Genomic DNA, 16,374 nt, shown 5'->3' with positions numbered 1-16,374 from the left:
TGTGCAGGTGCGGTTTGCTGGCGCATTGGGCGGCGCAGGCCATCGCGTAAAGTGACGAGGCGCTTCGTGCGCTTTTTGTCCACGATGAATCTCACGTCCTCCGCTTCGGCTCCTGCCTCGCCCATCGCCCCCGGGCTGATGGTGATGCACGGCAATCGCGCGGAACTGCTGGCCGAAACGCTGTTCGCCTGGCTCAGGGCGCATCCGCTGGCGCCACTGGAAGAGGAGGTCATGCTGGTGCAGAGCAACGGCATGGCGGAGTGGCTGAAGATGACGTTGGCGCAGTCTGGCGGGGCGGCAGGCATTTGCGCTGCTGCGCGTGTGGAGTTGCCCGCGCGCTTCCTTTGGCGGCTGTACCGGCAGGTGCTGGGGCGGGACCAGGTCCCGCTGCATTCGGCGCTGGACAAGACGCCGCTGACCTGGCGGCTGATGCAGCTGTTGCCCGAGCTGGCGCAGCGGCCTGGCTTCGAGCCCGTCGCCGGGTTCCTGCTCGGCGACGAACAGGACCGGCTGCTGCAACTCAGCCGCCGCCTGGCCGACCTGTTCGACCAGTACCAGGTTTACCGGGCGGACTGGCTGGAGGGCTGGGCCCAGGGACACGACGTGCTGCGCAACCCGGGCCGGCCGGACCATCCGCTGCCGGCGGACCAGCGCTGGCAGGCCATGCTGTGGCGCGAGCTGCTGGCACCGCTGGCGCAGACGCAGCACGACGCGATCCGCCCGCGGCTGCACGAGCGTGTGCTCGCGCGGCTGGCCGAGGCGGCGCAGGGTGAGCTGCCGTTGCCGCGCCGCATCGTGCTGTTCGGCATGACGCATGTGCCGCTGCCCACCTTGCAGGCGCTGGCTGCGATGGCGCCGCACAGCCAGGTGCTGCTGGCCGTGCCCAACCCCTGCCGCTTCCACTGGGCCGACATCCTCGACGGCCGGGAGCTGCTGCAGATCGAACGCCGGCGCCAGCCGCTGCGCGAGGGCCGCGACCTGGCCGCGCTGCCGCTCGCGCAGATGCATGCCCACGCGCACCCGCTGCTGGCCGCCTGGGGCCGCCAGGGCCGGGACTTCGTGCGCCAGCTGGATGCCTTCGACGAACAGCAGCGTGGCCTCGAACAGGCCGAGCTGCCGCGGCTGGACCTGTTCGATGAAGACCCTGCCGAACACGCGCCGCTGCTCACCCGCGTGCAGGCCCGCATCCGCGACCTGGTGCCGCTGGCCGAACACGATGAAGCGCCGCTGGACCCGGCCGACCAGTCCATCGTCTTCCACAGCGCCCACAGTGCGATGCGCGAGCTGGAAGTGCTGCACGACCAGCTGCTGACGCTGCTGGCCCAGCCGGCGTCGGCTGACCGACCCGCGCTGCAGCCGCGCGACATCGTGGTCATGGTGCCGGACATCGACGCCGTGGCCCCGGCCGTGCGCGCGGTGTTTGGCCAGTACGCCCGGCAGGATGCGCGCCACATTCCGTTCGACATTGCCGACCTGGGCGCGCGCCACGCCAGCCCGCTGGTCGGCGCGCTGGAGTGGCTGCTGCGCCTGCCGCAGCAGCGCTGCCGCTTCAGCGAACTGCGCGACCTGCTGGACGTGCCGGCGCTGGCCGCGCGGTTTGGTCTCGACGCGGAAAGCCTGCCGCAGCTGACGCACTGGATGGCCGGCGCCGGCCTGCGCTGGGGTCTGCACGAGGCGCAGCGCGCGTCGCTGGGACTGGGCGCCTGCGGTGCGCAGAACAGCGGCTGGTGGGCCTTGCGCCGCATGTTGCTGGGCTATGCCAGCGGTGCGGCGCCACTGGACGTGACGCAGGACTTCGAGGGGCAGGCGGCGCCGCCGGCGGCGTTCGACGGCATCGAGCCCTATGCCGAAGTCGGCGGACTGGACGCCGAGCTGGCCGGCGGCCTGGCCCAGTTGCTGGGCCGGCTGGCGCATTGGTGGGCCCTGCTGCGCACGCCCGCCACACCGGCGCAGTGGGCCGAGCGGGGCAGGGCACTGCTGGCTGACCTGTTCCGCGCCGGCAGCGACGACGAGCGCCAGACCTTGGCCGCGCTGGACGACGCGCTGGCCACCTGGCTGGACGCCTGCGCGCAGGCGGGATTCGAGGCCGAGGTGCCGTTGGCGGTCACGCGGGAAGCCTGGCTGGACGCACTGGACGAACCTGCGCTGAACCGCCGCTTCCGCGCCGGTGGCGTCACCTTCTGCACGCTGATGCCGATGCGCGCCATCCCGTTCGAGGTGGTGTGCCTGCTGGGCATGAACGACGGCGACTACCCGCGCCGCGCGATGCGCAGCGACTTTGATTTGATGGCCACGCCGGGCCAGACGCGCGCCGGCGACCGCTCGCGCCGCGACGACGACCGCCAGCTGATGCTCGAAGCCCTGCTGTCTGCCCGCCGCATGCTCTACCTCAGCTGGGCCGGCCGCAATGCACGCGACAACAGCGAACAGCCGCCTTCGGTGCTGGTCTCGCAGCTGCGCGACTACCTGGCCGCCGCCTGGGGCCAGGCTGCGGTGGACGCACGCAGCCATGAACACCCGCTGCAGCCCTTCAGCCGCCGCTACTTCGAGCCCGGCAGCCCGGCGCACACCTGGGCCCGCGAATGGCGGCAAGCCCACGCCGAAGCGAAGCCCGCGGCCTTGCCCGACGCGGCTGCGCCTGAGCAGCAAGGCGCACCCGTGGCGCTCACGCTGGACTTGCTCACCACCTTCCTCCGCAACCCCGTCAAAGCCTTTTTCCGCCACCGCTTGCAGGTGGTGTTCGACGCGGACGAAGTGGAAGACGCCGACGACGAAGCCTTCGAAATTGCCGGGCTGGATGAGCACCAGTTGGTCGACGAACTGCTTGCCGACTCGCTGGCCGAACTGCAGCGCACGCTGGAGAGCGCGCCGGAGGCCGAGCTGGCGCCGGTGGTCACGCAGCGCCTGGCGCGCTTGCGGCGTGCCGGCAGGCTGCCGCTGGCCGGCTTCGGCGAGCGCACCGAGGCATTGCTGGCGCATGACCTTGCTGCGATGCTGCAGGCCTGGCAGCAGGCGCAGCGGCAGTTTCCACAAGCCGCGCCAAGGTTGCCGTTGCATCTGGCGCAGGCGGAAGACGTGCTGCCGCTGGACGGGCAGCCGCTGCTGTTGCCACTGCAGCTGGACGACTGGCTGGACGGTCTGCGGGTTGGCGAAGAACGCCCTGTTTGGTTGCAGGTGCAGGCCAGCCGCCTGTGCGGCAAGAAGCCCGCCAGCGGCAAGGCCACGCCGCGGCTGGACAAGCTGGTCGGACCGTGGCTGCGCGCGATGGCCGCGGCCGCCAGCGGCCAGCCGGTGGACCTGCTGCTGATCGGTCGCGATGCGACGCTGTATTTCACGCCGCCCGCGCCCGAGTCGGCCAACGTGGCAGCGCAGGCTTTGCTCGCCGCTTGGCAGGTGGCGCAACAGCAGCCGCTGCCGGTCGCGCCGCGCACCGCACTGGCGTGGCTGGACGCGCCGGCCACCGCGCTCGCCACCTACCAGGGCGACTTCCAGCGCCGCGGCGAGGTGGACGAACCCTGCCTGGCGCGGCTGTTCCCTGACTTCGAAACGCTGACGCAAGCCGATGCTGCCGGTGCCAACTTCGGCCACTGGGCCCAGGCGTTGTATGCGCCGCTGCGCGAATGGGCGCAGCGCCACGTCAGCGTGACCTGGCACCCGAGCGCAGAGGGCGTCGCCGAGGAGGCCGCATGACGTCCGCTGCGCAGGCCCTGCGGCCACTGGAGTTCCCGCTCTGGGGCAGCCGCTTGATCGAGGCCAGCGCCGGCACCGGCAAGACCTGGACGATTGCCGCGCTGTACCTGCGCCTGGTGCTGGGCCATGGTGACGAGGTCACACGCTTTGGCGGCCCGCTGCGGCCGGACCAGATCCTGGTGATGACCTTCACGCGGGCCGCGACACGCGAGCTGTCGGACCGCATCCGCGCCCGCTTGCTGGATGCGGCCAAGGCCTTCCGTGGCGAATTGGGCGACGCGCAAGTCGACCCGCTGCTGCGCGACCTGCTGGCCGCCTACGAAGATAGCGATGCGCGCGAAGCCGCCGCCTGGCGCCTGGCCACCGCCGCCGAAGGCATGGACGACGCGGCGGTGCACACGATAGACGCCTGGTGCCAGCGCATGCTGCGCGAGCACGCCTTCGACAGCGGCAGCCTGTTCGATGAAGAGCTGCTGGCTGATGAGCAGGCGCTGTGGCTGGAGGCTGCGCAGGACTACTGGCGCCAGCAGTGCTACCCGCTGGACAGCGCGTCGCTGAACGCGGTGCTGTCCGTCTGGCGCGGGCTGCCGGCACTGGTGGCCGATGTGCGCAGCCTGGGCACGCAAAACCTTCCGGCTGGTGCGGGCGACGGCAGCCTGGCCGACTGCCTGCGCCACGCCACGCAGGCGAGGGCCGAGGCCTTGGTTGCGCTGCGTGCCGGCTGGATCGAGCGAGCCGAGCAGATGCGCCACTGGCTGCAGGCGCAGTGCGACCTCAAGCTGGGCTGGGAAGGTCGCAGTCTTCAGGCGCGGTTCTTCAATCCCTGGCTGGACACGCTGGCCACCTGGGCGCGGGGCGACAGCGAAGCTGAATTGCCGGACCTCAAGACGGGGCGCCAGCGGCTCACGCCGGCCGGTGTGCGGGGCATGCGCAAGGCCGACGCGCCGGCCATTGATCTGCCGCCCGAGTTCGAGGCCTTCGAATCCCTGCTCAAGGCGCTGGACGACTTGCCTTCGACCGCGCCCGCGCTGCGCCTGCATGCGGCAGCGCGCGTGTCGGCCCGGCTGGACCAGCTCAAGCGCCAGGCCGGCCAGTTCGGCTTTGCCGATCTGCTGAGCCGGCTGGACGCCGCGCTGCAAGGCCCCAACGGCGACCGCCTGCGCGAGCGCATCCTGGCGCAGACGCCTGTGGCGCTGATCGACGAATTCCAGGACACCTCGGCGCTGCAGTTCCGCCTGTTCGACCGGCTTTACGACACGGCGGCGAATGCGCGTGGCACGGCGCTGCTGCTGATCGGCGACCCCAAGCAGTCCATCTACCGTTTCCGCGGGGCGGACATTCACAGCTACCTGCAGGCCCGCGCCGCCACCGCCGGCCGCCATTACGTGCTGGACACCAACTACCGCTCGACCGACGCGGTGGTGCAGGCGGTCAACGCGATCTTCCTGCGCAGCGAGCAGCGCGAAGGCGAGGGCGCTTTCGGCTTTCGCCAAGTTGGCGGCGACAACCCGCTGCCCTTCCTGCCGGTGGCCGCGGCCGGCCGGCGTGAGCGCTTTGTCAGCACCCAGGGCGACGTGCCGGCGCTGCTGCTGCAATGGCAGGCCGAAGCCTGCAATGCCGAGGGCTACCGGCAGCAGCACGCGGCCTTGTGCGCCGAGCAGATCGTCGGCTGGTTGAACGACGCAGAGGCGGGCTTCGCGCGCGAAGGCGAGGCGCTGCGCCGGCTGCGCCCGGCCGACATTGCGGTGCTGGTGCGCAACGGCACCGAAGCGCGTGCGGTGCGCCGCGCGTTGCGCCGCCGCGGCGTGGTTTCGGTCTTCCTGTCGGACCGCGACTCGGTCTTCGCCAGCCCGGAAGCGGCGGACTTGTTGCGCTGGCTGCGCGCGGTGGCCCAGCCGACCGATGTGCGCCTGGTGCGTGCTGCGCTGGCCACCGCGACCGTGGGCCTGTCGCTGGACGAACTGGCCTGGCTGGCGCGCGATGACGAGGCCTTCGACGCTCGCGCCGAGCAGCTGCGCGCGCTGCGCCAGGTCTGGCTCAGCCAGGGCGTGCTGACGCTGCTTCGCCGCACGCTGCATGAGCTCGACCTGCCGGCCCGCTGGTTGCCGCTGCCGGATGGCGAACGCCGCCTCACCAACTACCTGCACCTGGCCGAGCTGCTGCAGGCCGCCAGCAGCCAGTTGGACGGCGAGCTGGCGTTGATCCGCTGGCTGACCGGCGAGATCAACCAGGCAGCCGTTGGCATGGCCGGCGGCGACGAGCAGATCGTGCGGCTGGAGAGCGATGCAGACCTGGTGCAGGTGGTCACGGTGCACAAGAGCAAGGGCCTCGAATACCCGGTCGTCTGCCTGCCGTTTGCCGGCGCGCTGCGCCAGGAGACGCGGCGCAACACCGGTTTTGTCGCATTGGTGGATGACAGCGGCCGGCGCACGCTGGACCTCAGTCTGAGCGACGAAGCGATGGCGCAGGCCGAGCGCGAAAGGCTGCGCGAGGACTTGCGGCTGTTCTACGTCGCGCTGACCCGGGCGCGGCATGCGCTGTGGCTGGGGCTGGTGCCGCTCGCCGTGGGCAGCTCGCGCAACAAGGACGTGCCGGACACGCTGAGCCACCTGAGCGCCATCGGCTACCTGCTGGGCGGGCCGGAGCCCGTCACGCCGGAAGGCTTGCAGGTGGCGATCGAAGACCTGGCCGCAGACATTGGCGATGCCGCCGTGATGACCTGGCAGCGCGCGCCGTGTGCCGAAGACGCCGTGGTGCCGGTCACACGGCTGGCCGCCCGCGAGCAACTGCCGCCGCTGCAGGACGCGCCACCGTACCCTGGCCGCTTCGACCAGCACTGGGGCATTGCCAGCTTCTCGTCACTGGTACGGGCGATCCAGCACGGGCCGGCACCGGTGCTGCACGCGCTGCCGCGTCCAGCCGATGACGAGGCTGCCTCAGAACTCTTGCCGAATCCCGTTCGCCCGCAGACCGACCTGCCGCCCTGGCACCGCTTCGAGCGCGGCGCCATTGCCGGCAACTTCCTGCACGACCAACTGGAATGGCTGGCCGGTGAGCGCTTCGGGCTGGGCGACGAGCCGGATGGGTCCTTGGCGCAAGCCGTGCGCCGCCGCGCCCAGCGTGCCGGCCGCACAGCCCAGGCGGACGATCTGCTGGCCTGGCTGCGTGCCATCGTGCGCCTGCCCTTGCCTGGCCCTGGCGTGGCGTTGGCCGAGCTGGACCGGGTGCTGCCCGAGATGGAATTCTGGCTGCCCGCCGGGCGCTTGCCGGCAGCGGAGATAGACGCCTTGTGCCGCGAGCACCTGCTGCCCGGCCAAGCCCGCCCGGTGCTGCCGGCGCGCGAGCTGCACGGCATGTTGATGGGCTTTGCCGACCTGGTCTTCGAACACGACGGCCGCTACTGGGTGCTGGACTACAAGAGCAATCAGCTGGGTGCGGACGGCAGCGCCTACACCGAAGCCGCGCTGGCGGCGGCGATGGGCGAGCACCGCTACGACGTGCAGGCCGCGCTGTACCTGCTGGCCTTGCACCGCCTGCTGCGTTCGCGCCTGGGCGAGGCCTACGATCCGGCCGCGCAGCTCGGTGGCGCGCTGTACCTGTTCCTGCGCGGCATCGACGGGCCGGCCGGCGGCGTCTGCCTGCTGCCGGCAGATGTCGCATGGCTGGACGCGCTGGACGCGCTGCTGCAAGCCCCGGAGGCCGCATGCTGAGGACGGACACCACGCTGTCGCTGTTCGACGCCGAGCCCGCGCCCGAGGTGGCTGCGACCAGCCGCGAGGCGGTGCTCGCGCTGTTGCCGGCCTGGGCGGACGCTGGCTGGCTGCGCCGGCTGGACGCGGCGCTGCCGGCCTTCCTGGCCGAGCTGGACGCCGCCGCGTCACCCGAACTGCTGCTGGCCGCCGCGCTGCTGTCGCAGATGGAAGGTCGCGGCCACACCTGTTTGCCGCTGCAGGACCTGTGCGGCGACCCGAATGCCTTGCTGGGCTGGCCGCTGGCGGGCGCGCAGGCGCTGGCCGAGCTGTGGCTGGCGATGCCCGAGGCGCTGGACGGCTGGCAGCGAGCCTTGCAAGGCAGCACGGTGCTGCGCAGCGTCGACGCAGGCGAGGCCGACGCCGGCCAGCCGCTGGTGCTGGCGGCCGGGCGGTTGTACCTGCGGCGCTATTGGGACCACGAGCGCCGCGTGGCGGCCCAGGTGCTGGCTCGGGCGCGGCGTGCGCAGCCCATTGACGAAGCCGCAGCACGCGAATGGCTGGACGCGCTGTTCGATGCGGCCAAGCCTGGCACGGTCGACTGGCAGCGACTGGCCTGTGCGGTCGCGCTGCGCGGCGGCTTCAGCGTCATCACCGGCGGCCCGGGCACCGGCAAGACCTACACCGCGGCCCGGCTGCTGGCGCTGCTGTTTGCGGTGGACCCGGCGCCGGAGCGCCTGCGCATTGCGCTGGCCGCGCCCACCGGCAAGGCCGCAGCGCGGCTCAAGCAATCGCTGGACAGCGCGCTGCAAGGCCTGGCCGAGCGCCTGGCGCCGAAGCTGGACCTGACGCTGCTGGCAGGCCGCATCGGCGCGGCACGCACGCTGCATTCGCTGCTCGGTGCGCGGCCGGACAGCCGGCAGTTCCGCCACCATGCCGGCCAGCCGCTGGACGTGGACGTGCTGATCGTCGACGAAGCCTCGATGGTGCACCTGGAGATGATGGCCTCGCTGCTGGACGCGCTGCCGCCGCACGCCCGGCTGATCCTGCTGGGCGACAAGGACCAGCTGGCTTCGGTGGAAGCCGGCGCGGTGCTGGCCGATCTCTGCGAAGGCGCGGAGCAGGGCGGTTACAGCGAGGAGACCGCGCGTTATGCCGAGGCGGTTGCCCAGGTCTGCCTGCCTGACGATTACCTCGCGCAGGGAAGCCCGCCGGCCTTGCTGGCCCAGCACACCGTGATGCTGCGCGAGAGCCGCCGCTTCGGCGGGCCCATCGGCCAACTGGCGCTGGCGGTGCATGCCGGCGACGGGGCACGCGCCCAGCAGTTGCTGCACTGCGAACCAGGGCCGCTGTGGGGCCTGGAAACCGCGACGCAGGCCGACCTGCTGCGGCTCGCCTTGCACGGCCGGCCCGGCGCGCCGGCCAGCTACCAGGCCTACCTGTCGCGCTTGGCCCTGCGGCCGGCCAGCGGCGATGTGGACGCGCACGGCGCCTGGGTGCGCGACGTGCTGCTGCAGTTCGAGCGCTTCCGGTTGCTGTGCGCGGTGCGCGAAGGCCCCTGGGGCGCCGCCGGGCTGAACCGCGCGGTGCAGCAGGCTCTGGCCGAGGCCGGCTGGCTGCAGGTGCGCGGCGAGTGGTTTGTTGGCCGGCCGGTGATGGTCACGCGCAACGACGCGGCGCTTGGCGTGTTCAATGGCGACATCGGCATCGTGCTGCCGTCGGCCGGGGAAGCGGGCAGCTTGCGGGCCTGGTTCCTCGACGGGCCCACGCTGCGCTCGGTGGCGGTCACACGCCTTTCGCAAGTGGAGTCCGCATTTGCGATGACGGTGCACAAGAGCCAGGGCTCCGAGTTCGAGCATACTGCGCTGGTGCTGCCCGAACAGGCAGGCCTGCTGTTGTCGCGCGAACTGGTCTACACCGGCATTACCCGAGCCCGTGAGGCGTTCTCGCTGTTCGCGCCGCGACCCGGCCTGATGACCCAGGCAGCGTCGCTGCCGACCCGCCGCGCCAGTGGCCTGCTGGAAAGGCTGCGCACCACATGACCTGCACAAACGATTGCGGGCACGGACTCAATTTTCAAGATCGGGGAAGGCAGTTCATTCATGCCCAATGTCATCGTCATCGGCAATTGCCAGGCCTCGCCCCTGGCGCACACGCTGGAGCAATTGCCGGACATCACCACCGCCCGCAGCATCGCGGTGCATGAGCGAGGCTCCAAGCGCTTCGCTGAAATCGACGCCGAACTGCAGCCCCTGCTCGACCGGGCTGACACCCATGTCTTCACCTTCCCGGTCAAAGGTGAGCATGGCGGCTATTCGACCGACGAGCTGCGCCAGCGCACGGCCAAGGTCAAGACCATCACCAACCTGTTCTTCGATGGTCTGCATCCGGACGTGACCTATGTCGGCCCGATGAGTGCGCGTCTGCAATCGCCGCTGGGCGACTACCACAGCAAGATCATCCTCGACGCCTTTTGCGAAGGCCGTTCCGAGGCCGAGTGCCGAGCCATGTTCAATGGTGGCGAATACGGGCGCCGTGGCTATTTCCAGGCCTACGATAAATCGGCCAAGGAACTGCTGGCGCGGGACAAGGACGTGGACGTGCCGTTTGCCAAGGAGTTCCTCGACATGGTGCGGGAGTTCCCCACGCTGATGACCTTCAACCACCCGACCTCGGTGGTGTTCCAGTCCTATGGCGCGCGCCTGGCCAAGGAGCTCGGCCTGAAGCTGCCGCAGTTCCCCGCGCCTTACGTCAAGAATCCGCTGGCCGGCTCTGTGCTGTGGCCGGTCTACAAGGAACTGGCGCTGTCGAACGGGCTGAAATACGGCACGCCGATGGTCTTCCGCCAGGCCGACTCTCGTGGCGGCTGCTTCTTCGGCCTGCCGGACTTCATCAAGCGCAGCTACACGCTGTACGCCCAGCTCGGCGACGCGCTGAAGGCTGCCTGGACCACGCCCACCACCACCGCAACCGAGCCCTTGTGACGCGAGGCGCTTGCCCGCAGGGCAAAGCGGCAGATGGACTCGCCCAGGCGCGCCTGTCGCAGCAGCTGTCTCACGGGTTCAGCCGGCAAGCACCTCGATGCGGATGACCAGGAAATAGCCGTCGCGCGGCTGGCCGTGCAGGTTCACGCGCTGGCCTTCCAGTGCCTGCAGTGCGGGGTCGGTGAACGGCGAGCCACCGGCACGGCGCAGCGGGTGCAGATCGCCCGCATCGTCGCGCAGCAGCGTGGCCTGGTGTTCGCTCTTGCTGCCGCGGGCGCGCTCAGCTGATTCGAGGCGGCCGCAGAGGCTGGCGGTGCAGGCGTTCAGGTCGTTCGTGGACATGGTGTTTCGGCTCAGCGGCCGTGCAGGCGACGCACGTGCAGCAATTCGCCGTCCTGCTCGGTCAGCACCAGGGCCACCAGGCCGGCGGCGGGCGAATTCATCGGATGCTCGGTCGAATTCAGCGCCCGCCGGCCATTCACAAGGTGCACCAGGCGGCGGCTGGCGCTGGTCTGCAAGCCGCCTCGCACTTCGTAGCTGACGGGGCTGAGGCTGGGGTCCAGGCCGGACTCGCGCAGCATCGCGCGCAAGGTGGTGGTGGCGGCTTCGCCGGGTGCCGTTTCGCTGTTCACCAGCTTGGGCAAGGCCTTGCCCAGCAACTGGCCGTCCCGCGCCAGCTTCTCGCGCCGCAGGCCGCGCACGGTGCGGTCCTGCGTGCCGGCAAAGGCCTTCTTGAAGGCCTTGGTGCGATTCAGCGCATGGCCTTCGAAGGCGACCGGGTGCAACGAAGGGTCGCCCAGCAGGCAGAACTGGGCCAGCGTCTTCAGGTCGCAGGGGTCCAGGTGGGTGCGCGCGCCGGCGAAGCGCTGGCGGGCTTCGAGCATCGCCCGGCCGGTCGACGAACCGGCCATCACCTGCTGCAGGAAATACTGGCAGATCAGGTCGGCCATGCCGTTGCCTTCGCTGGGGCCGTAGGCAATCGTGGTGCTGCCGAACACCGCACTGGCGCCGTCCAGCAGGTAGGCCAGCGCAATGCCGGGTTCGTCCACGCTGCCGCCGGAGGGCACGGCAAGCGCCGGGTCATAGAGCTGGGCGCCGTAGCAGCACTCGGCGGCCACCACCGTGCCGGCGCTGATGCGGCCCTTGAGCCGGCGCGCGCGGTGCGCCACCGGGAACTCGCTGACGCCAGGCGGCTGACCGTAGAACTCCGGCATGTCCTTGGCACCGTGGCAGTTGATGAAGTGCAGCCGCGCAGCCAGATCCACCGGTTTCCACGGCAAGGCCTGTGGCGGCACCAGGTGCAGCGCGCTGGCGTTGCCGAACAGGTTCTCCATGCTCAGCTTGGACGAGGCTTCCCAGGCCTGGGCGCTGATGCCGAATGCGCGTGCATAGTCGCTGCGCGGGCGTGACACGCTGCGCGCTGAAGCGTCAATCAACAGCGTCAGTGCGCTGGGCTCCCGCGCCCCGGGCACGTCCGGCAGCCGGCCGACGACGCGGGTGGGGCCCTGGAAGCGGCCGGGGTCGGTGCTGTAGGCCGCGTCGCAGGCGTAGGGCAGGTCACTGGGCACCAGCGTGTCGGGGTCGCCGTTGGCGGTGCTGAAGGCGGGGTTGCGCAGCGGCACCAGTGGCAGCACGTCGGGGCCGCCCAGCAGCAGCAGGTAGTGCGGCGACAGGGCAGCGTAGAGCCGGTCGATGGCCCGCTTGATTTCCTTGGGCGTGGGTTCGGCCGAGACCGCGCCGCCCCAGGTCTTCATCGTGGCCGCGTCGTCCAGGTGAATCACCCGGCTGTCGAAACCGCGGCGAGCGTCGGCCTTGACCAGGCGCTTGAGTGCGGAGTCCACCTTGGCCAGTCCCTTTTCACCGTACTTGCGCTGCAGCGCCGTCCGGTGCGTGAGGATCAGTTTGTCCTCTGCCATTGACGATCTCCCTGGGTATTGGCTGTGTGCGATTGCCAGCCATGCCGGCTTGGCATGGTGGCGATGGGCAGCGAGGGGATTGTGGGCTTGCCCTGCCGCGCTGCGCAATGCAGGCGCGGTAAAGCACGGCAGCGCGCTTCAGTGGCCGGGGGGCGGCGTGTCGTCTGCGGCGGGCGAAGCATCGTCGGCAGCAGGCTCGACGAGTGGCGGCGGCGGCGCGAGGGCAGCCTGGCGCAGTTCTTCGACGCGCATGCCTTCTTTCAGCAACGCGCGGCGCAGCCAGTCGGGCTGCGGGCCTTGGCCGTCCCAGCTTTCACCTGTCGTGGGATGGCGGTATTTGGGCGGCAGGTCGGGAACAAGAACCGGTTCGGGAGCCGGTGTGTCCTGCAGCAAGTCGTCGACCGTGATGCCCCAAAACTCCATCAGGGCCTGGATACGAGCGAGTACCACGCCTCGCTCGCGTCGGTTCAACGGGCGTTCGGCACCGGGTTCGGCGTCAGCGTTCGCGTCCAGACGCGCATCATCGGCTGGCTCGTGCATCGGAATGGGGAACCCGAAGGAAGAAGAGGCTGCGCACCGCGCCAGCGCGGTGCGCAGCGGATCAGGCTTGAGCAGCCTGGTCAAGTTCGCGGCAAGACGGTGCGCAGACCGCCTGTGCCTTGCCCAGCAGCTTACGGGACTTCAGCTGGGCACGTGGGCGATGTTTGCCACACAGGAAACACGACATGGTGGCGGCGCCAAACGCACCCGTCGCAGAGAAGGGAGAACCCGCTACTTTCGAGCGGTAACGAAGACCACCAGCGTCGATGGAGGTCTTGGGATCGTCCTTGGCCAGAATGCGCTCCTCAAAATACAAAATGGTTCAACAACGGCTGCCGGATCCTCCGGGGTTGACCCCCGAAATCATGAACGCCCAAGGTTTGCACCCTGGATCACCTCCCCTGTAAGACGAATGAGACGACTGAAGCGCTCCGGCCAGCCCCTCATTATCGTTCATCTGCAGGATTCGGGCCAGCCCTGTGTCTCTCTCGGGATTGGGGGTTCTGCCGAGAAGCCGCCGTCTTTTTCGCTGGCGCGCACTACTTTTGACGCCAATCTCGTGGTTTACCCGCAAGATTTCTCTTTCCGACCAGCGGCCTGCAGCATTGCACCGGCAGCTGTTTCGATTGGAAACCTCGGCGCAGCGTGAACGGCTGTTGCAAGCGCGAGCCGCTGTATCGGGGTCACCGGAATCTTATCAAAACAACTCGATTTTCTTTGCAGAATAGGTTGAATATCGGCTGCATGTGCCTATGAGAAAAGGCCGGTATTAATGGATTGATCTTCTCATGAATCATTTCATAATGGGATCATGAGACCGCGCAACCAGCCCGCCCGAGACCGTTTGCTGCCTTTGCTGGGCCGGCTCGGGCCCAGCAGCGCTGCAGCGCTGGCGCAGGCGCTGGACGTCAGTGTGCCGACGCTGCACCGGCTGTTGCAGGAGCAGGCTGGCCAGGTGCTCAGCGCTGGCAAGGCCAGGCGGGCGCGCCATGCCTTGCGTCGCGGGCTGCGCGGCGTCGTCGGCGACTCGCCGCTCTACCAGGTCGATGTCGAAGGCCGCGCCGAACAGGTCGGCCAGCTGGCACTGCTGAGGCCACAAGGCGCCTGGCTGCAGTTGCCCGACGGCAGCTGGCCCGTGCCCGAAGCTTCGCGCGACGGCTGGTGGGACGGCCTGCCGTACCCGCTGCTGGACATGCGGCCGGAAGGCTACATGGGCCGCCAGTTTGCGCGCCGGCAACATCAGGCGCTGGCCGTGCCGGCAGACCCGGAGACCTGGAGCGACGACGACGTGGTGCATGTGCTCAGCCAGCGCGGCTGGGACGCCAGCGGCCAGTGGATCCTCGGCGAGCCGGCGATGGCGCTGTGGCAGGCCGAGCGGCTGGCGCCCGCCACGCCCCTGCGGCCCGCTGTCCAGGGCGCGGCCTATGCGGCGTTGGCCGACGAAGCCGTGGCCAGCGGCGTGCCGGGCTCCAGCGCGGCCGGCGAGTTCCCGAAGTTCGCCGCGCTGCGCGAACTGGACGGCAGCGCCACGCCGCACGTGCTGGTGAAGTTCTCGGGCGCTGACGCCGGCTCGTCCACTGTCCAGCGCTGGGCCGACCTGCTGGTCTGCGAGCACCTGGCGCTGGCCTGCGCCGGCACCTTGCCCGGCGCCGAGCCCACACGCAGCCGCGTGCTGGGCCATGCCGGGCGCACCTTCCTCGAAGTCGAGCGTTTCGACCGCCACGGCCGCTGGGGCCGCAGCGGGCTGGTCAGCCTGGGCACGCTGGACGCGGCGCTGCTGGGCGACGGCAGCAGCGACTGGACCCGCCTTGCCGCGCGGCTGGCGGCCGAACAATGGCTGGCCGCGGAAGCCCTGCCGCGCGTCGAGGTGCTGTGGTGGTTCGGCCGGCTGATCGCCAACACCGACATGCACACCGGCAACCTGAGTTTCCGGCCGGCCCCGACCTCGAATGCAGCAGCCAAGGCCGGGCTGCAGCTGGCGCCGGCCTACGACATGCTGCCGATGCTGTACGCGCCGCTGGCAGGAGGAGAGTTGCCGCCGCGCCAGTTCGAGCCCGCCTTGCCGCTGCCGCCGCAGCGCACCGTCTGGCAGACCGCCTGTACCGCAGCGCTGGCCTTCTGGCAGATGGCCGCCGAAGACAGCCGCATCAGCCCGGCTTTCCGCGCCACCTGCAAGCAGAATCGGCAGCGGCTCGAGGCGGTGGCCGCGCTGGCCTGATCAGGCTGCAACGCGCACCGGCAGCACCGTGCCCGAGCAACTGCCCAGGCCGATGCGGCGGGCGCCTTCGCGCTGGCAGAAGGCGCGCAGCGTGATGGTGTCGCCGTCTTCGAGGAAGCGGCGGGTTTCGCCGTTGGGCAGGGTGATCGGCTGCTTGCCGCCGTTCGTCAGCTCCAGCAGCGAGCCGGCTTGTTCGGGCTGCGGGCCGGAGAGGGTGCCGCTGCCCAGCATGTCGCCAGGCTGCAGGTTGCAGCCGGTGATGGTGTGGTGGGTGATGAGCTGCGCTGCGGTCCAATACGCATCGCGGTAGTTGGACTGGCTGAGCCGCGTGGCGGGCTCGCCGGCTTCGCGCATGCGGGTGGTCTGCAGCAGCACTTCGAGCTGGATGTCCAGCGCGCCGTTGGCCTGGTTGTCATCGCTGGCCAGGTAGGGCAGCGGCGCGGGGTCGCCGGCCGGGCGCTCGAAGGCGGCGCGGAACGGTGCCAGCGCCTCCAGCGTGACGATCCACGGCGAAACGGTGCTGGCGAAGTTCTTGGCGCCGAACGGGCCCAGCGGCTGGTATTCCCAGGCCTGCACGTCGCGCGCGCTCCAGTCGTTCAGCAGGCCCAGGCCGAAGACATGCGACTCGGCCTGCGCCAGGCTCACCGGCTCGCCCAGCGCATTGCCCGGGCCGACGTAGATGGCGAGCTCCAGTTCGTAGTCCAGCCGCTTGGTGGCGCCCAGGAAAGGCAGCTCGGCCTCCGGCGGCTTGAGCTGGCCTTGCGGGCGATGGAAGGGCTGGCCGCTGGGGATGATGGACGAGGCGCGGCCGTGGTAGCCGATGGGCACCCACTTGTAGTTGGGCAGCAGCGGCGCGTCCGGGCGGAACAGCTTGCCGACGGCAGTGGCGTGGTGGATGCCGGTGTAGAAGTCGGTGTAGTCGCCAATGCGGCAGGGCACGCTCATCTCGGCTTGGGCCTGCGGCAGCAGGCATGGCGCGAGCGCGGCTTCGTAGACGCTCTGCGACAGCAGCGCGGCCGACAGCGCGGCGCGCAACTGATGGCGCGCGGCGGTGGGCTGGCCCATCAGGTCGTTCAGCTCGCCCGCGGCCAGTGGCAGCAGCAGGTCTTTCAGGCCATCGGCCCAGCCGGGTACCTCGGCCGCCAGCTTCAGGTCCAGGATCTGGTCGCCAATGGCCACGCCGATGCGCCAGGCCTCGCCACTGCCGGCGCGGCGGAAGCGGCCGTAGGGCAGGTTCTGGATCGGGAAGTCGGCTTCGGCAGTGTTGGCGGAAGCCACCCAGCTGCTCAATGCCGGGTTCAGGGTCATGTCGGAGGATGCGGTCATCGGGGGATTCT

Annotated in this window: 9 protein-coding genes; 5 read left to right on the top strand and 4 right to left on the bottom strand. The window is 70.1% G+C overall.

The window, feature by feature from the left end; translation table 11 throughout:
- Positions 1-84 precede the first annotated feature (84 nt).
- The 4 genes from recC to ACAH41_RS28150 are packed head-to-tail and all read left to right on the top strand — an operon-like array spanning position 85 to position 10,363.
- Positions 85-3,690, top strand: a complete 3,606-nt coding sequence (recC, locus tag ACAH41_RS28165) for an exodeoxyribonuclease V subunit gamma (RefSeq protein ID WP_325654702.1) — start codon at positions 85-87, stop codon at positions 3,688-3,690.
- Positions 3,687-7,400: an exodeoxyribonuclease V subunit beta gene (gene recB / locus ACAH41_RS28160; protein ID WP_325654703.1), complete on the top strand. Its 3,714-nt coding sequence runs from the start codon at positions 3,687-3,689 to the stop codon at positions 7,398-7,400. Before recC ends, recB begins: the two co-directional genes overlap by 4 nt.
- Entirely contained in the window at positions 7,394-9,421 is a 2,028-nt protein-coding gene (gene recD, locus ACAH41_RS28155) for an exodeoxyribonuclease V subunit alpha (protein ID WP_325654704.1), read from the top strand. Before recB ends, recD begins: the two co-directional genes overlap by 7 nt.
- 60 nt (positions 9,422-9,481) lie before the next feature.
- Entirely contained in the window at positions 9,482-10,363 is an 882-nt protein-coding gene (locus ACAH41_RS28150; RefSeq protein WP_325654706.1) for a WcbI family polysaccharide biosynthesis putative acetyltransferase, read from the top strand.
- 78 nt (positions 10,364-10,441) lie between these two features.
- On the opposite strand, the gene ACAH41_RS28145 is transcribed toward ACAH41_RS28150, so the two are convergent.
- The 3 genes from ACAH41_RS28145 to ACAH41_RS28135 form a co-directional block, all read right to left on the bottom strand.
- Positions 10,442-10,705 (bottom strand): hypothetical protein, encoded by a 264-nt coding sequence (locus ACAH41_RS28145; protein ID WP_325654708.1) that lies wholly within the window; start codon positions 10,703-10,705, stop codon positions 10,442-10,444.
- A gap of 11 nt (positions 10,706-10,716) precedes the next feature.
- A complete protein-coding gene (locus tag ACAH41_RS28140) occupies positions 10,717-12,279 on the bottom strand; it encodes a C25 family cysteine peptidase (RefSeq protein WP_325654709.1) in 1,563 nt (520 codons plus the stop codon).
- A 138-nt stretch (positions 12,280-12,417) separates the two neighbouring features.
- On the bottom strand, positions 12,418-12,903 hold the full coding sequence (locus ACAH41_RS28135; RefSeq protein ID WP_325654710.1) for an H-NS histone family protein: 486 nt from the start codon (positions 12,901-12,903) through the stop codon (positions 12,418-12,420).
- A gap of 727 nt (positions 12,904-13,630) precedes the next feature.
- Here ACAH41_RS28135 and yjjJ point away from each other — a divergent pair.
- Positions 13,631-15,037 (top strand): type II toxin-antitoxin system HipA family toxin YjjJ, encoded by a 1,407-nt coding sequence (gene yjjJ / locus ACAH41_RS28130; protein WP_325654712.1) that lies wholly within the window; start codon positions 13,631-13,633, stop codon positions 15,035-15,037.
- Here the strand turns inward: yjjJ and fahA are convergent, their stop codons facing one another.
- Positions 15,038-16,363 (bottom strand): fumarylacetoacetase, encoded by a 1,326-nt coding sequence (fahA, locus tag ACAH41_RS28125; protein WP_325654714.1) that lies wholly within the window; start codon positions 16,361-16,363, stop codon positions 15,038-15,040.
- Positions 16,364-16,374 lie beyond the last annotated feature (11 nt).

The sequence above is a fragment of the Ideonella sp. genome (assembly GCF_041287625.1).
Taxonomy (GTDB): domain Bacteria; phylum Pseudomonadota; class Gammaproteobacteria; order Burkholderiales; family Burkholderiaceae_C; genus Ideonella.
The sequence above is the reverse complement of the archived record's forward strand: the minus strand, read 5'-3'. Positions and strand labels throughout refer to the sequence as shown.